The following is a 22,455-nucleotide window of genomic DNA, read 5'->3' on the forward strand; positions in this document are numbered from 1 at the left end:
TAGACATGTCATTTTATATATTATATTTGTAATCATTTTAATACTCAAATCTTGTTTTAAAATATAAAGGTATACTATATGAAAACAGATGTTATTAGAGGCGCTCTTGAAAGTGTAATAAAGAAGAACCCAAATAATACAAGGAAGTAGTAAAAATATATTTTTTCTAATAGAAATAAAACCGATATTCAGCCTAAAGATGTGTATCATTTATAATGGAATTTATCACCCTTATAGTCAAAGCCACCCAACAAAAGTTTGGTGGCTTTTTGTGTGTAAAAAAATACGCATTTTCATTAATATAATGTTCTTATCAACTATAGTAAAATTAGTTAGAAAGAATTAAAATATAAGATGAAATATAGATGAAATTAAATAATATCATTTCATATATTTTTTCTATAGAGCTAAAAATGTAAGGGGATATCATGAGTGATAAGAAAAAGAAAAAAGTTTTATATTATAGTCAAAATGAAACGATAGCTCATAATGATAAATTACTTAGGTTTAATGGCAGACAAGGACATGGATATGCTGCGGAACAAGGTAATAATTTATATGACACGATAAATGGGAGAAATGCAGAAATACTTGGTGATGATAATGCTAAGAATGGTCCAGATCGAATTGTTGATGGACAACTGATACAAACGAAATATTGCCAAAATGCTAATGCTTCTGTAAATTCAGGATTTAAGAATGGTAAATATCGTTACTTGGATAGTAATGGAAACCCAATGCAATTAGAAGTACCATCTGATCAATATGATGAAGCTATTCGAATTATGGAAGAAAAAATTAGAAAAGGGCAAGTGCCTGGGTGTAAAAATCCTAAGGATGCATCAAAAATTATTAGAAAAGGGAATATCACATTAAAACAGGCTATCAATATTGCAAAGGCTGGAACGATAGAGTCGCTTGTTTTCGATGCGGCTCATGGTGCGGTTATTGGTTTAAGTGCAGCAGGTATTTCATCTACTATTATTTTAGCTAGAGCTTTATGGAATGGTGAAGATTTAGATACCGCATTAGATATAGCTATGTATTCGGGTATACAAGCTGGAGGAATCGCTTTTGTAACTTCGGTTGTTTCATCTCAAATTACGAAAACAGGCATTAGTAATTTATTGATTAAACCGTCTAATGAGCTAGTTAAATTACTGCCTAGTACAGTTAGAAAACAATTGCTTGCTGCGATAAGAGATGGTGCACCTATTTATGGTGCTGCTGCAAGTAAAAATTTAGCTAAATTATTGAGAGGTAATTTTATAACTCAAGTAGTGACTGTATTAGTATTAAGTAGTAATGATATTTTTCATTATGCACAAGGAAAAATATCAGGAAAACAGCTTTTCAAAGAGGTCACAACATTAGTTAGTGGATTGATAGGTGGAGGTGTAGTAGGTGTATTACTAGCACCATTAGGGCCTGTAGGAGTTATTATTGGTAGTATTATAGGGACTGGTTTAAGCTCTGAAGCTATGAGAAGATTATTAAATCAATTTATAGAAGATGATGCTGTTAAACTTATTGAGATTGTAAATAACAGATTTGCTATTCTTGCTAATGAATATTTGTTGAGTAAAAGTGAGTTAGATCTTGCAGTTGAAGTTCTTAGAGGGTGTTTGGTATACAGTAAATTATTAGAAATGTATGCATCTGAAGATAGGATAAGATTTGCAGATGAATTGATTGAAAAGTGCATTCAATCAATTATTGTGTGGCGAACAAGAGTACGTATTCCTGGGCAAATTATTTTGACGAAAGGTATAAGTAGTGTCTTAGACAAGCTTGAGAATAATATGTTTTATATTTCAGAGAGTTCCCAACTTGATCCGCAAGATATTGCAGCTAAAATATTAAATCGACATACTTCAACTTATTCAGCTCAAAAAGCTTTATATGTAACTAATCAATTTAATATTATTGGTTCTGAAAAAGAAATAATTTTAAGTGATATAGTGGATGATGAATATAGTCATAAGATTACAATGCTTGAATTAGAGTCAAGCATAAATGAAAAAAAAGAAAGAATTCAAAAAATTTTGTCTGAGACTAGGAGTTTAGGAAATGAAAAATAAATCAGTAAATATAATTGATGCTATTGATGATGATAAATTTCTAATTAATAAGTCCATAGAAAATGCAATTCAGATTTTTAGAGAAGATAAATTTGTTATCAACAAATTAGTTTTTGATAGCATTGAGTTATTAGCTAGTGCAGAAGAGGCACAAAGAGAATTAAAATCTAAAAATTTTATGCAGAGCTTTTTAGGTGTAATTACAGGAGCTAATAATAAATTAAGAGATAAAATTTCAAATAATCTAATTCAGTCACATTATTTAGCGGAATTAACTCTAAAAAAATTGATGGAAGAACATTTAGTTTCTTTGGACTTAATATATTCTATCAATAGGAAGCTAAATTTAATAAGAGAAAATCTTTCTGGAGATATTAATAATTTATACAGTATAATTGAATCTTATGTGGAATCAACCAATAAACGTATAAATAATTTAGAAGCAAATGATAAATTCATCAAATGGTTTTTAACATTACCAGATCGTGAGTTTAATGGCTGTAATTATATTCAATTAGATAATCTATCAAAAATAGTCTGTCTTGCACGTGATTTTTTTGATAAAACTAAGAGAAACTGGGATGATGATGATTTACTCTTATTAAAAGGCGCTTTAAGAAAATTAGATATAAATCCAAATGATAAGATTAATTTTTTAGATAGTATATTAACTATTTACAACGACTCAAACTTAAGGACTAAATATTTTGATTGTATTTCAATTGATGATACTGGGAATAAGTCACTTTTAGTAACTCCGTTAGTATTAGATAAATTAAATAAATTTTATGATGATGAATATTTCTTACTTAATACTTGTAAAGAATTTTCAAAGTCCAAGTTTAATGATTATACGATTATAAGAAACTATATTCAGGATTATATTTTTTATAGATATTATATCGATATTGATCGTCCAATTAAAATGTATGATTTTTTAATAGAGTTAATATCAAATCTCAATTGTTTATCTCAGGAAAAAAATATTATGATTGATAGTGACTTAGATTACTATCAATCATATACTAAAATAAAAATAGAAGAGTATGCTAGTAAACTATATTTTAAAGGTATAAATTTTAAAATGGATAAAGATTATTTGCAAGCATATGAATATTTACATAAGAGTTATGAAAATGGTAATTTGGATTCAATATATCCATTAGCAGAATTATTATTTGATGAAAACTTCAATCTATATAATGTTAATGAGGCTATTAATCTTTGTGAAAAAGGAATTTCTAGTGGACAATATGATTGTGCTTATTTGTTAGGTTATGCGTATGATTATGGTAAGGGGATTGAAGTAAATGAAGAATTAGCTGAAGAAAATTATCAAATTTGTATTAATAATTCAGAAAATCAAGAACTTATCAGCAATTCTCAATTTGAGCTTGCCGGTATATTATGGAAAAAAGCATCTGATCAATGTGATATGAATAATATTATTAAGTTATATGAGGATGCAATAAATAATAATAATTATAAAGCCATGTATTTATTGGGAGATAAATATTATAGTGGATATAAAATAGAGCAGGACTATGATTTAGCTATGTTTTATTTTAGAATGGCTGCTAGATATAATTATGGTAGAGCAGAATTTAATATTGGTAAAATGTATGAATCAGGGCTTGGAGTCATTAAAAGTTATGAAAAGGCTATTGAGTGGTATAAGTTAGCTTCTACACATGGTGAGGTTAAAGCATTAGAAAGCATGGGTGATGTATATTTGGCTAAAGAAGAATTTATTAAAGCTTTTAAATTATATAATATGGCTTATGAAAATTATGAAGATAAAAATGATGCAGTTCTAGTTATGTTGAGAATGGGATATATATATTTTTATGGATTAGGAGTTGATAAAAATCGAGCTAAGGCTTTAGAATGGCTGGAAATGGCAAAAAAAACTGGTAATAAATCTGTTATAACATTTATAGGAAAAGAGTTTAGTATTTAAAATAGATATAAGTTACTATAGTTTATCTTAGTGGGGGATAGTTTAATAATTATTTATTGTAACTATAAATTAAAAATCTATTCTTAATATTAATATATTATTAATACGTAATTTTTTACGTATACACTTTTGTACAATATACATGTAATCAGTTAGTTATTCTATTATTGTTTGTAGTATAGAGGTGTATGATATGAAAACAGATGTTATTAAAGAAGCACTTGAAAGTGTAAAAAAGGAAGATCCTAAATTATACGAGGATGTAGTAGAGTATATTTCTTCTAATAGAAATAAAACTGGTGTTCATCCTGATGGGGTGTATCAAGAGCATAGATGGCCTAATATTATAGGACCTATGCCTGGACCATTTCCTCATCCACGGAATCCATTTGAACAAAATCCATTTGGTGTATTTTGGCCATTGGCAGGTTTATATCTGTTCTATAAATTAGTTAGAAAGGTATGGCGATTATTACGAGGTAAGAATCAAAATATTTCCATAGATGATATTATTACGTATATAAATAATCATAAATAATGTGTTGTATGGGAGAGTAATAATGGCTTCACGAAAGTTAAAATTAGGTGATATAGTTTATTGTCAACGCAGTACTATTTGGGGTGCAGATCTTTATCTACACTTTGGTGTATATGTTGGTAATAAGAAGATAATACACTATGATAAAGATAAAAGTGCTATTGATGGGGTAGTTGCGGTTACGAGTATTGATGAATTTAGAAAAGGAGATACGTTGTATATTGCTGAGGAAGATACATTGACATCCTTATTTCAGGATAAAGGTCTGGAGAAAAAATTTTTTAGTGCTAAAGAAACAGTTAAACGTGCTAGAGAAAAAATTGGTGAAAAGAAATATAATTTATTATTTCATAATTGTGAGCATTTTGCTGTTTGGTGTAAAACTGGGTTAGAGGTATCTACACAGGCTAGTATTAGTGGTGTATTGATAAAGGGAATAGAGCCAGATGGAATTATTACTGGGACTATTTTCAGATTGCTTAGAAATCATATTTGGCGCGTTGAGGCAGAGTATTAAGAGTATTAGTAGTAATTATATGGAACTAGCAATGTAGTAAAATATGTGTTGCTAGTTCTAACTTTCATAAAAGCAAAATATTTAAAAAATAATTGTTGACACACACGGATACGTGTATTATAATTGCATCATAAGGTGAAGGTAATCACCAACATGTAGAACAGAAAGACTTAGATTCTAACAGCAATCCTATCACATACATAGTTTGATTAAGATGAGTATAGAATCTAGTATAATTTCATAGTTATCGTTCATAAACGATTCATAAGGTTAGACACTAGCAGCAATCTTCGATGATTTAACCAGAAAAAGTTATTTTGGAGACCCTTTGGTCTAGAGTATCGTGTCTAGTCATCCTTAGCCTCAGTGAGGTTAGTAATTGTCTTGAACTTTGTATTGTAACCGCTCATGGTTGTCTTGTTTATTTTGCTTTCAAAATTTACGTTGTGATAATCCGCAGCGGTTTTTTTATATGCTAAGGAGATATGAACTATGAATACATTTATGGACGCTTTAACAAACAATGAAAAATCCTATACTGCTAATGATGGTACTGCGTATCGTACAAGTGGCAGTCCTCTTGTGGACCTTAATTTCTCTGTGCCTGCATTGCGTCAGGTTGCAGTTATTTTCTATGGTAAAAGTAAACATGACCGCTATTTCTATGGTGTACATCGCTCTATGGATGCAGTGGAAGCGTTGCGTTTATTCATTACATCCTATGAGGAAGACCCTCTTTATACCATGAAATGGCTTATGTATGCTCGCCACATTAAACTAGGTCTTGGTGAGCGTGATGTATTCCGCATGATGCTCACTAAAATTGGTGACTTGCATCCAGAGATGGCATTGCAGTTCATCATCGGTACTGAATTGTGGAACTATGGTCGTTGGGATGATGTGCTACGCATCTTCTTTGATACGACAAGCGGTATTTTACACGATGGACTAGGTGAATTAATTGCCAATCAGTTTAGACGTGATGTAATGGGGTGTGGACTCGGAGACTCTACTAGCTTGTTAGCAAAATGGATGCCGTCCAATAATACATCTTCTAAGCAAAAACGTTCTGAAGCAGTTATTTTACAATCCTTGTTACATCTAAATGCACGAGAGTATCGTAAAACCTTATCTAGGTTACGCGAACATTTAGCTGTAGTAGATCGAAAGGCATCTCTCAACCAGTGGAACGATATTAACTATAATCATGTACCATCTAAGGCGAACCTTAAATATCGTAATGCCTTTTTAAAACATGATGAAGAACGTCGCAAGGCGTATCTTATATCATTACAAAAGGGAGACGATTCTGTTAAGATTAATGCCAATTCTATGTTCTTATATGATATCGTGCAAGCCTATGTAATGGCGGATAGTTGCTGGGCTAGTAGTCTAAATCCTTATGACGAAACGCTAGAGCAATTATGGAATGCGCAGGAGGCACCTAAGGATTATGACGATATCTTAGTTATACGAGATGGGTCTGGATCTATGGGTCAACAACTATCTGGCAATAGTTCCGTCACCGCACTTAGCGTAGCAGACTCTATTGCACTGTATTGTGCACAGCATAATAAGAATGAATCCTTTAAAAATCGATTCATTACCTTTAGCAATCGCCCTCAGATGGTAGATATTTCGATGTGTGAAACTTTACGCGATAAGCTTAGACGATTGCATCGATTTGACGATTACAGCAATACGGATATAGAGGCAACATTTGACTTAGTTCTAGATACAGCTGTAAAAAATCATCTACGTCAAGATGAGTTACCTTCAGCGTGTCTCGTTATTTCTGATATGCAGTTTGATCAGGCTACAAAGCATGAGGATAATACGACCGTTATTGAATCATGTCGCCAGAAATTTGAGGCCCTTGGGTATACTATGCCACGGCTCATTTTCTGGAATGTATCCGTCTATGCACATAATACAATTCCTGTACAAATGCATCCAAGTGGTGTCATTCTCGTATCTGGATTCTCTAAGTCTATCGTAGATATGGTAGTATCTAGAGAACTCGATCCTGAAACGGCACTCAAAGCAGAACTAGATGCCAAATGTAGTATTGTAGATACAGCATTACAAGGCTATGTAAAGGTAGCTTAACATCTATATAATCTCATTAACACAGGTTCCTATTTGTCACAATATGACGAGTAGGAACCTTCTTTTTGTGTAATTAATTTGTGCTATAATGAGTGGTAGGTTTTATAATGTAACAATCATTTTCATATATACGAGGAATTAAGTATGGCAATTAGCAAAGAAATACAAAAATCTAGCGAAATGAAGTTTGATGGTAAACTAATTAAGGTTACCTATGATATAGCAGATGTAAACGGAAATGATGCGTGGCGTGAGGTGGTGCATCATCCGGGTGCTACCGCCATTGTTGTTGTTACTGAAGACAATAAAATCGTAATGGAACGCCAATTCCGTTATGCTTTACAACAACCTTTGCTTGAAATTCCTGCAGGTAAATTAGATTCTAACGAAGAACCTATTAATTGTGCTAAACGTGAATTGGCAGAGGAAACTGGTTACCGAGCTAAAGAATGGATTTCATTAGGTACCATTGCCACAAGTCCTGGTTTCTGTAATGAAGTATTACATCTATACTTAGCAAAAGATCTCACCATGGGCGAAACCCATTGGGATCCTGATGAATACGTAGAACTTGAATACTATACATTGCCTGAATTATTAGAGGCTATTAAGGCAGAACAAATTAAGGATAGTAAATCATTGGCGGCACTTATGCTTGCTATGCCATATCTTAAATAGGCTTCCTTTGGGAGGGGTTATTATGTATAAAAGAATCATTATATTAGTTATGGATTCTGTTGGCATTGGTCATGCTCCAGATGCGGCAAAATTTAATGATGAAGGGGCTAATACATTAGGTCATATTGAATCAACCGCTGGTTTGATTCATTGTCCTACATTGCGTTCTCTAGGCTTGGCTAATATTGCGGATATTAAGACCGATGAAACACCTGTCGTAGGTGCTTATGGAAAAATGGAGGAGGTCAGTACTGGAAAGGATACAACTAGTGGTCATTGGGAAATAATGGGTCATCCTGTGACGGTGCCGTTCCCAACATTTTATGATGGATTTCCTAAGGAATTAATGGATACTTTCACCAAAGAAACCGGCCACGGGTATCTAGGTAATGAGGTGGCATCCGGTACAGAAATCATTGAGCGTCTTGGCGTAGAGCACATGAAAACGGGGAAACCTATTGTGTATACCTCTGCGGATTCTGTGTTCCAAATTGCAGCACATGAGGATGTAATTCCTCTAGAGGATTTGTATCGTATGTGCGAAATTACACGCAACAAAGTATGCGTTGGTGACTATTATGTAGGACGTATCATAGCTCGTCCGTTTGTAGGAAAACCAGGTCATTTTATGCGCACCTCGAATCGCCATGATTATAGCCGTATGCCTGAACACCGCATGGTGCAACAGGAATTACAAGCCGCTAAAATTTCGACGGTAGCCGTCGGCAAAATTGGCGATATCTATGCTCATGTTGGATGGGATGAAAGCTATCCAACAAAATCGAATGCTCACGGTATGAATGTGGTGCCTTACTTATTAGGTTCTTCCTTTGAAAGTGGACTTATGATGGTGAACCTTGTAGAGTTTGATAGTTTATATGGTCATCGTCGTGATGTAGAAGGATATAAACGTGCCATCGAAGATTTCGACTACCAATTGAGTGGATTATTACCATTATTGAAAGATGATGATTTACTTATCATCACAGCCGACCATGGTAATGATCCTACATGGCATGGCACAGACCATACGCGTGAACACGTTCCATTACTTGCCTATAGTCCAAGTATGAAAGGGGCTATCGATTTAGGTTTACACCATAGTTTTTGTGATATAGGGCAAACCGTATTGGCGAACTTTGGACTTTCACCATATGCAGTAGGCACATCATTTTTAAAAGATATTACGAAATAGTCGTATTGTGTAATATAATCCTTGCGTCACAATATCTTGTATGATATAATCATTCAGGTATAAGAAACGATTTTTAAGGAGGTGACTCAATTGCCAAACATTAAATCCAGTATTAGAAGCGTAAAAACGGATGCTGAACGTCGTGCGAAAAACGCCGCTGTGAAATCTCAAATCCGTACAGCAGCTCGTAAAACCGTTGAAGCTGTTCAAGCAGGCGCAGTAGAAGAAGCAAAACAAGCACTTGTTCAAGCTACTAGCGTAATTGATAAAGCAGCCTCCAAAGGTGTACTTCATAAAAACACTGCAGCTCGCAAAAAATCCAACCTTGCAGCTAAAGTAAACGCTTTATAATTTTATAGAGCCAAAGCCCATCGATGATGGGCTTTTTTTATACCACAAAATACATAAATTCATTCTAAGTAGGACGCCGAAAGGCGTCCTTTTCCTTACGGTCGGGATTGGCGAACGTTTAATCATACGTTTCATTGAATAGTAATATTAGTGTAGTAATAAAATTGATTTATATATCGTAGAAGCAGAATGTAAAAATATATGTATAAATGTATTGAATGCTTGATATGGGGGAACACGGGGGATCTAAAGCTGACTTTGGCCCTGCGAAGGCCGTAGGCCGTAGTCAGACCCGGCCGGTGGAAGCTTTAGGTCCCCCGTGTTCCCATTCTTCTTAAGCAAGAATGCTTGTTACATATATTTTTACATGGCTCTAGACGATGAAAAATCAATTTTATTACGCCTCAATATGCTATAATGAAACATATGATTAAGCGAGGTGTACTTATGAAAAAATTAATGATTATAGACGGCAGCAGCCTGTTATTCCGTGCCTTTTTTGCGCTTCCTCCGTTGAAGTCTGCCCTTGGCACGCCAACCAATGCGGTATATGGTTTTTTGACAATGCTCATTAAACTTTATGAAGAAATTAAACCTGATTATATTGCTGTAGCATTTGATAAAGGTCGTCAAACATTCCGTACCGAAATGTACAGTGAATATAAGGGCAATCGCCCTGATGCACCAGAAGATTTACGACCTCAGTTTAGTTTGATTCAAGATGTGTTAAAGGCTCTAGGCATATGTGTTATTGAAGAGGAAGGGTTTGAAGGGGACGATATCCTCGGTTCCTTATCAAAGAAATTCGGTTCCTCTGATCTAGCGGTAAAAATTATTACCGGTGACCGTGATAATTTACAGCTTGTTAGCGACTACAGTCATGTATTCTTAACGAAAAAAGGTATCTCAGATATGCTTGAGGTCACCTTGGATAATATGACTGAATTATATGGTTATGGCCCAGATAAGGTTATCGAAATGAAAGCGCTTATGGGCGATTCTTCAGATAATATTCCTGGCGTGCCTGGTGTTGGTGAAAAAACAGCTCTTAAATTGATTAATGAATACGGTGATTTAGAGTCTGTATATGAAAATATCGATAACATTTCTGGCAAGAAATTAAAAGAGCGTCTTGTTGAAAACAAGGATTTAGCCTTCCTATCTCGTCAATTGGCTACCATTAAGACAGATATGGATTTGTCCTATACGCTTGATCAGTTTGTTCAGAATTTCCACCTTGGCGAAGTAAAACCAATATTTGAAACTCTTGGATTTACGAAATTAACCCCCCGTTTGGCCAGTGTGATGGACGCAGAAGGTGGCGACGCAGAGGATTTTGGTGGCCTCTTTAGTATGGCCGAAGAGATTAAACTTGATGATTTGCTTGATGCGTCTACTTTAACTGAAGATTTTTATAAAGATAAAACGATTGGCGTCCATATTATTACAGACGGCAAGGCGCCATTCCGTGCGATTACATCTGCTTTCATTAATAATGGTGAAAACATCATCAAGCTAGATGGTTCTCATAATGATGTATTATTACATGCATTAAATGGTGCGAAAACTATTGTAACGACACAAAGCAAGGAATTGATGGAGGTTCTTTGTCACAATGAACCGGCTCAGATTCGTTTATATGATGACGGCGTGGCTCGTATTCACGATGTATCCTTGATGGCCTACCTATTGGACCCAACGCGTACCAATTATGGATATCTCTATTTAACAGAGCGTTTTAGTGTGCCATCCATTGCTACAGGTAGCGTAGATGTAGAATGCGTTTCTATGGTGAAAGCATTGCTTGCTATGGACGATGCTGCTGTTAAGGCTTTACAAGATGAATCTTTATGGGATTTATATAACAATATTGAATTACCATTGATTCATACATTATTAGTTATGGAGAAAAATGGTATTTATATTGACCCAGTAAAATTAGAAGAAACAACTGTTAAATTCAAAGCAGAACTAGAAGCTGTTCAGCAAGAAATTTATGAATTGGCAGGGGAAACGTTTAATATTAATTCCCCAAAACAATTGGGAGTCATCTTGTTTGAAAAGATGAATCTGCCTGTTATTAAAAAGACGAAAACAGGTTACTCTACAGATGCAGAAGTATTGGATATGCTTCGTCACGAAAGCCCTATTGTAGAGAAGATTTTGGCCTATCGGTCAGTTGCCAAATTAGTTTCTACCTATTGTGAAGGCTTAGCGGTCCTCATCAATCCTGAAACGCATCGTATTCATACCACATTCAACCAAATGGTAACAGCGACAGGTCGCTTGAGTTCTTCAGATCCGAACTTACAAAATATTCCTGTTCGCACCGAAAAGGGGCGTGAAATCCGCGCATTATTCTATCCTGGAGAAGGCTTTGATACATTGGTGAGTGCCGATTATTCACAAATCGAGCTCCGTATTTTGGCGCATTTGTCTGGTGATGAAGCATTAATTAAGGCTTTCAACGATGGTAAAGATATCCATAGATTTACCGCTGCCGAAGTACTTGGTAAGTCTCAAGATGAGGTAACCAGCGAAGAACGTTCTCATGCAAAGGCTGTCAACTTTGGCATTATCTATGGTATTTCAGATTTCGGTTTGTCTCGTGATTTAGGCATTACACGTCAAGAAGCAAAAAATTATATTGAGCTTTATTTTAGCCGCTATCCCAAGGTAAAAGAGTATATGGACAATATGGTAAAAGAGGCCCATGAAACAGGTAAGGTACGCACCATGTTTGGTCGTATGCGTGAATTACCAGATATAAATAGTCGTAATTTCAACCGTCGCTCTTTTGCTGAACGGACAGCTATGAATACACCGATTCAGGGGACGGCTGCAGATATCATTAAATTGGCTATGAACAAGGTGGAATCTATCTTGGAAGATAAGAAATTCAAATCTCATTTATTGTTACAGGTTCATGATGAACTTGTATTAGAAGTCATTAAGGACGAATTGGATGCCATTCAAACGTTGCTTAAGGAAACGATGGAATCGATTGTAGAATTACATGTTCCACTTATTGTTGATGTACATAATGCGGAAAACTGGGCACTTGTAAAATAAAATTTGCATATACCGTTTTGAATAGAACGATGAATGCAGGAGGCACATATGTTAAAAATAGGTTTAACAGGTGGCATCGCATCTGGTAAGAGTACAGTACTAGACTTTTTTAAAAAGAAGAATGTACCTTATATTGATGCCGACGTAGTAGCACGTGAAGTGGTAGAGGTAGGAACGCCTGGACTCGCTGCTATTCGTGAACTATTTGGAGATACTGTTATTCAAGTCGATGGTAGATTAAATCGAGAAGTGCTAGGGAGTATCGTCTTTCACAATGAAGAAAAACGCCTACAGTTAAATAGCTGCTTACATGGTTTTATTCGTCAGCGTATTGATGAACTGACTGCGTTGTATGAAGACGAACAAAAACCGGCCGTTATTTACGATATCCCTCTTCTCATTGAAGGTAAGTGGTATGAACGATTAGATACGGTTTGGCTTGTCTATGTATCGCCAGAGGTACAGGTTCAGCGATTAATGGAGCGCAATGGTTACTCAAGAGTGGATGCATTGGCGCGCATTAACAGTCAAATGCTACTAGATGATAAACGGCCCTATGCAGATGTTATCATCAATAATGATGGTACACCTGATGAATTATATATTCAGTTGGAAAAATTGTGGCACGAGAAACTACTGCCGTTGTATAATAAATAATTATCAATGCATATATGATTGAATCGATTTAAAATATATACGGTTAGGATTAAGGGGAGGATGTATGAAACGAAATACAGCAACAGCATTGGCTGTTGTCGTGCTGGGATGGTTTTATTTTAACCATATGCAAGATCCTGTAGCACGCTATACGGCATACCCCTTTGATTATAGAGATGTAGTTATATCGGCTGCTGAAAAGGAAGAGGTATCACCATCGTTGGTGGCCAGTGTTATTTTAGCTGAAAGTAAATATAAGAATTCAGCCGAATCTGAAACGGGTGCTCTTGGACTGATGCAACTTATGCCGGATACGGCCCGTTGGGTAGCACAACAAATGGGTCATGGTAACTACACAGATCGTCAACTAAAAGAACCGGAAACGAATATTCAGTTAGGTACGTGGTATTTAGGCTATTTGTTAAAGGAATTTAATGGTGATGAGGTACAGGCCTTAGCCGCCTATAATGCAGGACGAGGCCATGTTGAATCATGGATTAAGGAAAAGAATTGGAATGGCATGGTTGATACGATTCCGTTCCCTGAAACGCGTATGTATGTTAAAACCGTATTAACCTATCAAGAAAGGTATGAATCACTATATGGAAAACATTATTGAAACCTGTAAGGAATTAGACTATTCTTGGCTACCACAGACGATTGGCAATTTTAACCTTGTTGTAACAGGCCCAGATGAAATTGTGAAGGCTCAAGAGGCATTAGCTGCAGGAGAGGTCGTATTGACATTACCACTATTTCATTATGAAAATGATTTAGGTTGGAAGTGGTGCGCTCTCTACGATAAAGAAGTAGAAGATTATACCATACATGTGGTAATGCCACTGTTTTCCTTTGTGGATATATCCTTTGTTCGGCAAGAGTTTGAGCCCTATTGGAAGGGCCTACAAGAACGGTGTGTGCAAGGACTTACAAAATTACTCATCAATAGTGCAGAAAATTTTACCTATACTTATATGCGTAAGGGACTACAAGATTGGAATTTTGAATCTGTAATGCCCGCTGAGTTGGAAGGGTTTGTACGAGATATTACACCTAAAAATGCGGTGCGCATGATTAATGGTTCGTACATCATAGGTGAGTACCGAAGAATGGATGAATGTACAGGATTATTGTTATTCTATAATGAATACCGCGATGAATTCTTTGCAGAATTGCGCTATCAAAATTATCCGGAAATCGACCATCATCTCGATGCGAAAACATTAGATCAACTGGAACATGTACTATCTGAACATTTAAAAAATATACTGTGTGAACTAAATTCACGTGGTTAAATTGTACATTTTACCGGATTTATGCTATACTATATATGACTTTTATATAAACTTTTTTAAGAGTGGGCTATTTTTTGCTCACTCTTTCGTTTATGATTGGGTGTAATTAGCTAGATAATTGTATCAAATCTACAATGAAAACAGCGTATAAAATCAATATGTAGTAAGTTATAAGGAGGCGATGGCTATGAAAAGAGAGGCCGTAGAGGAATTTGTATCCTCTGTAGTTGAAGGCGTTATAGCTGGCACGAATCTGGAATTAGTCGATGTCGACTATGTTCGAGAACGGGATTGGTATTTACGTGTATACCTCGACAAGCCAGGTGGTGTCGATTTGGATGACTGTCAAATGGTCAGCGAAAAATTGAGTGCTGCCCTTGATGAAAAAGATCCAATCGCAGAAAATTATTTGCTTGAGGTATCTTCCCCTGGTCTTGATCGGGTTCTAAAAAAAGATAAAGATTTCGTTCGCTATAATGGGCGCGATGTAGACATCCAATTGTTTAAACCTGTTAATGGCAGTAAACAGTATACTGGTGTTCTACAAGGCTTTACCGATACGACGATAGAATTCTTAATCAATGGTGAAAGCGTATCGTTTGAACGTTCTGCCATTGCTCAAATTCGATTACATCTTGATTTTTAATATATGGAGGCATACGAGTGAGTCAAGAATTAATTCAAGCAGTTATGGTGCTGACTAAACAAAAAGGTTTTGCACCTGAGGTTATTTTTGAGTCCTTAGAAGCTGCGTTATTACAAGCATATCGTAAGGAACCACATTCTAATCCAGATGCGTATGTGGAATTGAATCGTGAAACTGGTGCTTATAAGGTAATGGCGAAAAAACAAGTTGTAGAAACTGTTGAATTCCCAGAAACTGAAATCAGCTTATTAGATGCTCGAAAAATTGATAAGCGCTATGAAATTGGCGATATTGTTGAAGCAGATGTAACACCTGCTAACTTTGGACGCAGTGCTGCTCATACAGCCAAACAAATGTTGATTCAACGTTTGAAAGAAGCTGAACGTAGCGTAGTATACGAAGAATATTATAGCCGTGAAGGCGACATCATTACCGGTGTGATTACACGTGTTGAAGGTAAAAACGTATATATCAATCTTGGTAAAACAGAAGCAATCTTACCTCCAACTGAGCAAATTGCTACAGAAACATATCATGAAGGTGACCGCATTAAATGCTATATCGTAGAGGTTAAGAAAACTACGAAGGGTCCTCAAATCATGATTTCCCGTACTCATCCAGGCCTATTGAAACGCTTGTTTGAATTAGAAGTTCCTGAAATTTATGAAGGTGTGGTAGAACTTAAATCTGTAGCACGCGAACCTGGTATGCGTTCTAAAATCGCCGTATATAGTCGTGATGAATCCATCGATCCAGTTGGCGCTTGTGTAGGTCCCAAAGGTCAACGCGTTCAACACATTGTAGATGAGTTACACGATGAAAAAATCGACATTGTAAAATGGGATGAAGATCCTGCCATTTATATTGCGAACTCTTTAAGTCCTGCAAAGGTGATTTCTGTAGATGTTAGCGAAGAAGAAAAATCTTCCTATGTTGTAGTACCGGATTACCAATTGTCCTTGGCTATTGGTAAAGCTGGTCAAAATGCTCGCTTAGCAGCTAAATTGACAAACTGGAAAATCGACATTAAGAGTGAAACACAAGCTGCAGAAAATCCTTTCACAGGTTTTACAAGTACTGAAGCAGCGGAAAGCGAAGACTAATGAAAACCAAATCTCAACCTATGCGCACCTGTGTAGGCTGTGGTGAACCAAAGAGTAAACGCGAGTTAATACGTGTTGCTCTAAGCCCAGAAGGGACAATCAGTATCGACAGAACTGGTAAAGCCCCTGGTCGTGGTGCTTATATCTGTGCATCTATGGAGTGTTTTGAGGCTGCTTATAAGGGGAAAAAGTTAGAACGTTCCTTAAAGCATGCTGTATCAAAAGATGTGTATGAAGCATTGAAGCACGATTTGGAAGGTCATGAATAATTTCAGCATATGAATGAAGATAAAGTTTTAAATCTCTTAGGCTTGGCACAACGGGCAGGAAAATTGAGTTCCGGAGATTTCATCGTAGAGAAAGCGATGAAAAAGAAGTCCCCTAAGCTTGTTCTATTAGCAGGTGATTGTGCGGCCAATAATGAAAAGAAATACATACAATTAGCAGAATTACATCATATCCCATTGCGTAAAGTCGGCTGTAAAGAAGCATTAGGTACGGCTATAGGCAAAGAAGTACGTGTAGTGGTAGCCGTAGAGGATGATGGATTTGCAAAAGCATTACTAAAAGAGATTGATCAGTAAGAAGGGGGTATGTAGATGTCCAAAAAGCGCGTACATGAAATCGCTAAGGAATTTGGCGTTGAAAGTAAACAGGTTATATCTATCTTGCAACAACATAATTTTAATGTTACAAAAGCTGTTAATACAGTAGATGATGCAGGTTACACTGTAGTTAAAAATCAATTAAGTGGTAAAGTAAATGGTGCTGATACAAAAGCAGTTTCTGCACCAGCCAATCCAAGTAAACATGAAAAAGCTGCTACACCTAATAAAGCTGTAAAAGCAGAAAAACCAGCCAAAGAACATAGCCATAAAAAAGAGGCTAAACATGATGATAAAAAACGTGAAGATAAGAAATCTAATGTTCGTCATGTACAAATCAATGAGCCTACTAAGAAACAAAATAATAGCCAAAAACAAGATGGTCGTAATCATCAAAAACAAAACCGTCAAGATGGTAATCAACAAGGCCAAAAGAATGATGGTCAACAAGGTCAAAAGAATGACAACCGACACAATGGTAATGGGGATAACCGCAATCGTCGTGTAGATAACCGCAACAATAATGGCGGTAACCAACAAAATGGCAATGATCGTCGCAACAAGAAGAATAAAAAAGGGAATAATCGTCCTCAATCCTTATTGTCTACTTCCATGCAAAAGAAGAAAAATAAGGTAAAACATCGTAACGAACAATATTTGCAACACAAAGCGGAAGAAGAGCGTAAAGCACAAGAAGCAATCGCTACGGAAATCGAATTAAGCGGTCCTTTAACAGTTAAAGAATTAGCTGAAAAAATGGGCCGTGAAGTTTCTGAAATCATCAAAAAATTGATGTTGTTAGGCGTTATGGCTAGCATCAACCAAGAGGTTGATGTTGATACAGCGACCATCGTAGCAGAAGAATTTGGTGTAACAGTAACAGAAGTAGAGCCAGAAGAAGATCCTACGGATATCATCGAAATCGAAGATGCTCCAGAAACATTGAAACCACGTCCTCCTGTGGTAACTATCATGGGTCACGTTGACCATGGTAAAACATCCTTGTTGGACGTAATTCGTCAAACAAATGTAACGGCTGGCGAAGCGGGCGGTATTACACAACATATCGGTGCGTACCAAGTTCGTTACAATGATAATAAGATTACATTCCTTGATACACCAGGCCATGAAGCTTTCACAGCAATGCGTCTACGCGGTGCAAAATCCACAGATATTGCAGTTCTCGTAGTAGCTGCCGATGATGGTGTAATGCCACAAACTATCGAAGCTATTAATCATGCTAAATCCGCAGATGTGCCTATCATCGTAGCCATCAACAAAATGGATAAGCCAGGTGCTAATCCAGACCATGTAAAACAACAACTATCTGAACATGGTTTATTGCCAGAAGAGTGGGGCGGCGATGTAATCATGGTTCCTGTATCTGCGAAGAAAAAACAAGGTATTGATGACTTGCTCGAAAATATCTTGCTCGTAGCAGAGGTTATGGAATTGAAAGCGAACCCTAATCGTAAAGCGTATGGTGTGGTCATCGAAGCTCAACTTGATAAGGGCCGTGGTGCTGTATGTACAGTACTTGTTCAAAAAGGTTCCCTTCGTGTAGGCGATACTGTTCTTGCTGGTACTGCATACGGTAAAGTTCGTGCCATGACAAATGAACGCGGCGAAAAAGTAAAAGTAGCTCGTCCTTCCATGCCAGTAGAAATCTTGGGTTTCTCTGAAGTACCCCAAGCTGGTGAAATCATCTATGGTATGGATGATAATGAAGCACGTACAATCGCTGAAAAACGTATTGCTAAACAACGTGTACAAGAATTACAAGCTACTCACAAGGTTACATTGGATGATATCTTTAACCAAATTCAACAAGGTGAGTTAAAAGACCTTAACATTATCATCAAAGCCGACGTTCAAGGTTCTGTTGAAGCATTGCGTCAATCCTTAGAAGGGATTAAGAATCCTGAAGTTCGTATTGTTATCGTTCATGCCGCCGTAGGTGCTATTAACGAATCCGACATCATGTTGGCATCTGCATCTAATGCTATCGTTATGGGCTTTAACGTACGTCCAGATGCAAATGTTCGCCGTGCTGCGGAACAAGAAAAGGTAGATTTGCGTACATATCGTGTCATCTATGATGCTATCAATGACGTTGAATCCGCTATGCGTGGTATGTTGGCTCCTCAATTTAAAGAGGTTGTCGTTGGTCGCGCAGAGGTGCGCCAAGTTATCTCCACGCCTAAGGCTATCGTTGCTGGCTCCTATGTAACAGAAGGTCGTATTACAAACGATTCTGAAGTACGTTTGATCCGTGATGGTATTGTTGTATTTGAAGGTAAGGTTGATTCCTTACGTCGTTTCAAAGACGAAGTGAAAGAAGTTAAAACATCCTTTGAATGCGGTATCTCCTTGGAAGGTTATCGCGACATTAAGGAAGGCGACGTAATCGAAGCGTACTTGATGGAAGAAGTTGCACCTCAAATTTAGGAGGTTACTATGAATGATGTTCGTGTAAGAAAATTACAAGAATTCATCAAACAAGAAGTAAGTCAAATGTTGATGCGTGGGTTGAAAGACCCTCGCATCGGCTTTACCACAGTTACCGATGTCCACGTGACAGGTGATTTACGTGAAGCTACGATTTATGTTAGCTTGTTTGGTTCTGATAAAGAGAAAGAAGATACTCTTATCGCATTAAAGCATGCATCTGGCCATGTGCGTACTGAGCTTGGCAAAGTATTAAAATTGCGCCATATTCCAACGATTACCTTTGATAAGGATACATCCTTGGATTACAGCATGCATATTGAGTCCCTTTTGAATGAAATCAAAAAGGATGAAGAAACAAATTAACACAAAGGATACAGAACATGAGTAAAATTACAATTAATCAATTACACATGGCTCTGTGTGAAGCTAATTCTATAATGCTCACAGTCCACGTACGACCAGATGGCGATGCTATTGGATCTATGGTTGCCTTTTATGAGGCTCTCGTAGCGCAAGGCAAAACTGTGTATATGGTTGTGGATGATGTAATACCTGAGAAATATTCCTTTTTATCGTATATTGATCAAATTAAGGATGTTGCCTATTTTGAAACACATCCTGTACAGGTTGATATGCTAATGGTATTAGATGCTAGCACGTATGAACGGATTGGCCGCGTAGGTGCACTCTTTAGTGCACCTATTTTTAATATAGATCATCATATTTCTAATTCAGAATTTGCAGATCATCTATATTTAAAACCAGATTTTGCGGCTACCGGTGAAATCATTACAGATTTGTGTGAACAATGGAATTGGCCTATAACAGAGTCTATGGGGAACGCTCTATATATGGCGATTGCCACCGACTGTGGATTCTTTAAATTTAGCAATACTACAGCTAATACACTTAAAATGGCTAGCCGTTGTGTTGCCGCTGGGGCTCGTCCCAATGTTATTTCTGAAACGATTGAGGCCGTAAGTGCGTCCCGTTTAGAATTGACAAAACAGATTATGCAAACCATTGCTTTTTATAAGGATAATCGGGTTGCTACTATCGAGCTATCCCCAGAGATTATGTCTATATTAGGCGATGATACAGATGGATTTGTTGATATTATCCGCAATGTGGATACAGTGGATATAGCTATTTTATTGAAAGGTGAAAGCCCAAATAGAACGCGTATTAGCCTTCGTTCTAAAGGTACAGATGTGAATGCTATTGCTAATCATTTTGGAGGTGGCGGTCATATTCGTGCTGCTGGATGTACTATAGAAGGGTCCATTGAAGAGGCTAAGGCTCGTCTCTTGGAGGTTATCAACTAATGGATGGAGTATTGCCATTTTTAAAACCTCCTGGTATAACAAGTCATGATGCTGTAGGTATATGTCGTCGTATTTTAAAAGAAAAACGCATTGGTCATAGTGGTACATTAGATCCCATGGCTTATGGTGTACTGCCTATCTTTTTGGGTAAGGCCACACGTCTTATTGAATATACGGATGGATTTGATAAGACCTATGTAGCAGAATGTAAATTTGGAATATTTACAGATACAGAAGATAGTACAGGCCAACCTGTATTACCGGATGACGAAATGAAACTCGCCGAAGGTATTACATTGCTCGATGATTTCACTGTAGTTAATGATCTATTGATTCCTCCAACGTGGGATGAATTATCATCAGTGCTATCTAGCTTTGTTGGCACACAAGAGCAACGCCCATCCAAGTACTCGGCTATTAAAATTAATGGCATACGAGCTTATGAATATGCACGTAAGGGGATTTCTGTAGAGTTACCAATGCGAACCATTATGGTTTCTAATATTGAACTAATAGCCTATGGATTTCCCTATTTTACAATCCGTGTCACCTGTTCTGGGGGTACGTATATTCGTTCGTTGTTACGTGATATTTGCGTGCAACTCGGTATACCAGGGACTATGACATCCTTAGCTAGAACTGCTGTAGGACCATTTATGATTCAATCTGCCTATATGGCGGAGGAGCTAATAGAACAAGGTGAGAATCTTATATTGCCGACGGATATTGCCGTGTCCCATCTTTCAAAAGTAGATGTAGATAGTGTACAATTAAAGATGATGGTGCAAGGTAAGGAATTGCCAATCGTTGAGTCTTTTTCTCACACGGTTCCATCCGAAAAATATAGAGCTTATGGACCGAATGGTTTTGTAGGTATTCTAAAACGAACTAAACATTCACTTAAAGTGGATAAAAATATTTTTATTGAAGGATAAGTATGAAACATTTACACTCGTTTGATGAATTACGTCAAATTAATCGTAAAATTGTATACGCATTAGGCACATTTGATGGTGTACACCGTGGTCATCAGCGGGTCATTGGAAATGCAATTGCAGAGGCTAGGGCACATGATGCCGTTACGGTTCTCGTCACATTTAGTGTGCACCCTATGACGATATTACGTCCTGAATCCGTTCCTAAACGGGTATTATCTGCCGATATTATGGATGAGATATTAGAATCTCTTAAGGTAGATTATATTTTACGCTTGCCTATGGATTTAGACATATTCAAAATGTCTCCAGATGAATTTTTAGATGCTCTTTGTCGAGGTGTAGACGTAGTAGGCATTGCGATAGGTACTAATTTTACATTTGGTGCTAAAGGGGCAGGTAACCCTCAGTTAATGCGAGAACGTTTGTCTGCTAAGGGCATTCATATCATAGTAGAACCGCTACTTTCCACGGATGAAGGACCAATCTGTAGTACAAATATTCGTAAGGCTATAGAAGAAGGCCACATGGAAGAAGCTTCTGCATGGCTTGGACGGCCCTATCAATTTAGAGGTATCGTTATACAAGGCGATCAACGAGGCCGTACACTAGGATTTCCAACAATTAATTTTTTATTGCCTAATGAGATGGCTATTCCACCTGATGGTGTATATGCCAATCGTGTATGTATAGATGGCATTTGGTATGATGGTGTTGGAAATATAGGGGATAATCCAACTTTCAAAAATCAATATCATCGCTGTGAAGTACATATATTTGATTTTGATCAAGATGTATATGGTAAAGAGGTAACGGTTCAGTTCATATCATATATTCGAGGTGAAGTTAAATTTAACAATTTACAAGAATTGATTGATCAAATGAAGGTCGATGAGGATAGGGCCATTCGTATTTTACGTAATAACTCATGAGGGGG

General features: G+C 36.8%; 21 protein-coding genes. All 21 read left to right on the forward strand.

Features of this window, described 5'->3' with window-relative positions:
• Positions 1 to 428 precede the first annotated feature (428 nt).
• The 21 genes from O3617_RS02375 to O3617_RS02475 all read left to right on the forward strand — a co-directional run bounded on the left by O3617_RS02375 (position 429) and on the right by O3617_RS02475 (position 22,450).
• Complete coding sequence (locus O3617_RS02375; RefSeq protein ID WP_371448484.1) at positions 429 to 2,081, forward strand: hypothetical protein; 1,653 nt, start codon at positions 429 to 431, stop codon at positions 2,079 to 2,081.
• Complete coding sequence (locus tag O3617_RS02380; protein ID WP_371448486.1) at positions 2,071 to 4,041, forward strand: tetratricopeptide repeat protein; 1,971 nt, start codon at positions 2,071 to 2,073, stop codon at positions 4,039 to 4,041. The genes O3617_RS02375 and O3617_RS02380 overlap by 11 nt, the downstream gene beginning before the upstream one ends.
• Before the next feature lie 193 nt (positions 4,042 to 4,234).
• A complete protein-coding gene (locus O3617_RS02385; RefSeq protein ID WP_371448488.1) occupies positions 4,235 to 4,579 on the forward strand; it encodes a hypothetical protein in 345 nt (114 codons plus the stop codon).
• Between the two features lie 22 nt (positions 4,580 to 4,601).
• Positions 4,602 to 5,096: a lecithin retinol acyltransferase family protein gene (locus O3617_RS02390; protein ID WP_371448489.1), complete on the forward strand. Its 495-nt coding sequence runs from the start codon at positions 4,602 to 4,604 to the stop codon at positions 5,094 to 5,096.
• A 492-nt stretch (positions 5,097 to 5,588) separates the two neighbouring features.
• Complete coding sequence (locus tag O3617_RS02395) at positions 5,589 to 7,205, forward strand: DUF2828 family protein (protein WP_371448491.1); 1,617 nt, start codon at positions 5,589 to 5,591, stop codon at positions 7,203 to 7,205.
• Positions 7,206 to 7,349: 144 nt separating this feature from the next.
• Positions 7,350 to 7,883, forward strand: coding sequence for an NUDIX hydrolase (locus O3617_RS02400; protein ID WP_371448492.1), 534 nt, complete (start codon positions 7,350 to 7,352; stop codon positions 7,881 to 7,883).
• 22 nt (positions 7,884 to 7,905) lie between these two features.
• A complete protein-coding gene (locus O3617_RS02405; protein ID WP_371448494.1) occupies positions 7,906 to 9,078 on the forward strand; it encodes a phosphopentomutase in 1,173 nt (390 codons plus the stop codon).
• A 90-nt stretch (positions 9,079 to 9,168) separates the two neighbouring features.
• Positions 9,169 to 9,429 (forward strand): 30S ribosomal protein S20, encoded by a 261-nt coding sequence (gene rpsT, locus O3617_RS02410; RefSeq protein ID WP_005378787.1) that lies wholly within the window; start codon positions 9,169 to 9,171, stop codon positions 9,427 to 9,429.
• 447 nt (positions 9,430 to 9,876) lie between these two features.
• Positions 9,877 to 12,501, forward strand: coding sequence for a DNA polymerase I (gene polA, locus O3617_RS02415; protein ID WP_371448496.1), 2,625 nt, complete (start codon positions 9,877 to 9,879; stop codon positions 12,499 to 12,501).
• A gap of 48 nt (positions 12,502 to 12,549) precedes the next feature.
• Positions 12,550 to 13,158 (forward strand): dephospho-CoA kinase, encoded by a 609-nt coding sequence (gene coaE / locus O3617_RS02420; RefSeq protein WP_371448497.1) that lies wholly within the window; start codon positions 12,550 to 12,552, stop codon positions 13,156 to 13,158.
• 64 nt (positions 13,159 to 13,222) lie between these two features.
• Entirely contained in the window at positions 13,223 to 13,777 is a 555-nt protein-coding gene (locus O3617_RS02425) for a lytic transglycosylase domain-containing protein (protein ID WP_287516860.1), read from the forward strand.
• Positions 13,761 to 14,453, forward strand: a complete 693-nt coding sequence (locus tag O3617_RS02430) for a hypothetical protein (protein WP_371448498.1) — start codon at positions 13,761 to 13,763, stop codon at positions 14,451 to 14,453. The genes O3617_RS02425 and O3617_RS02430 overlap by 17 nt, the downstream gene beginning before the upstream one ends.
• Positions 14,454 to 14,640: 187 nt before the next feature.
• Complete coding sequence (rimP, locus tag O3617_RS02435; protein WP_371448499.1) at positions 14,641 to 15,099, forward strand: ribosome maturation factor RimP; 459 nt, start codon at positions 14,641 to 14,643, stop codon at positions 15,097 to 15,099.
• A 17-nt stretch (positions 15,100 to 15,116) separates the two neighbouring features.
• Positions 15,117 to 16,202 (forward strand): transcription termination factor NusA, encoded by a 1,086-nt coding sequence (gene nusA, locus O3617_RS02440; RefSeq protein WP_105084255.1) that lies wholly within the window; start codon positions 15,117 to 15,119, stop codon positions 16,200 to 16,202.
• The gene (gene rnpM, locus O3617_RS02445) at positions 16,202 to 16,471 is read left to right on the forward strand and encodes an RNase P modulator RnpM (protein WP_371448501.1); all 270 of its coding nucleotides are present in this window, start codon (positions 16,202 to 16,204) and stop codon (positions 16,469 to 16,471) included. The genes nusA and rnpM overlap by 1 nt, the downstream gene beginning before the upstream one ends.
• 9 nt (positions 16,472 to 16,480) lie before the next feature.
• Entirely contained in the window at positions 16,481 to 16,786 is a 306-nt protein-coding gene (locus tag O3617_RS02450) for a L7Ae/L30e/S12e/Gadd45 family ribosomal protein (RefSeq protein ID WP_371448502.1), read from the forward strand.
• Positions 16,787 to 16,801: 15 nt separating this feature from the next.
• Positions 16,802 to 19,255, forward strand: coding sequence for a translation initiation factor IF-2 (gene infB, locus O3617_RS02455; protein WP_371448504.1), 2,454 nt, complete (start codon positions 16,802 to 16,804; stop codon positions 19,253 to 19,255).
• A gap of 9 nt (positions 19,256 to 19,264) precedes the next feature.
• Positions 19,265 to 19,621 carry a 30S ribosome-binding factor RbfA gene (rbfA, locus tag O3617_RS02460; protein WP_371448505.1) on the forward strand — a complete coding sequence of 119 codons (357 nt, stop codon included), beginning with the start codon at positions 19,265 to 19,267 and terminating at the stop codon, positions 19,619 to 19,621.
• 17 nt (positions 19,622 to 19,638) lie between these two features.
• Entirely contained in the window at positions 19,639 to 20,583 is a 945-nt protein-coding gene (locus tag O3617_RS02465; protein ID WP_371448507.1) for a bifunctional oligoribonuclease/PAP phosphatase NrnA, read from the forward strand.
• Positions 20,583 to 21,518 (forward strand): pseudouridine synthase, encoded by a 936-nt coding sequence (locus O3617_RS02470; protein ID WP_371448509.1) that lies wholly within the window; start codon positions 20,583 to 20,585, stop codon positions 21,516 to 21,518. Before O3617_RS02465 ends, O3617_RS02470 begins: the two co-directional genes overlap by 1 nt.
• 2 nt (positions 21,519 to 21,520) lie before the next feature.
• Positions 21,521 to 22,450: a bifunctional riboflavin kinase/FAD synthetase gene (locus tag O3617_RS02475; protein WP_371448510.1), complete on the forward strand. Its 930-nt coding sequence runs from the start codon at positions 21,521 to 21,523 to the stop codon at positions 22,448 to 22,450.
• Positions 22,451 to 22,455 lie beyond the last annotated feature (5 nt).

The organism is Veillonella sp. 27098_8_77, assembly GCF_041431535.1.
Classification (GTDB): Bacteria; Bacillota; Negativicutes; order Veillonellales; family Veillonellaceae; genus Veillonella.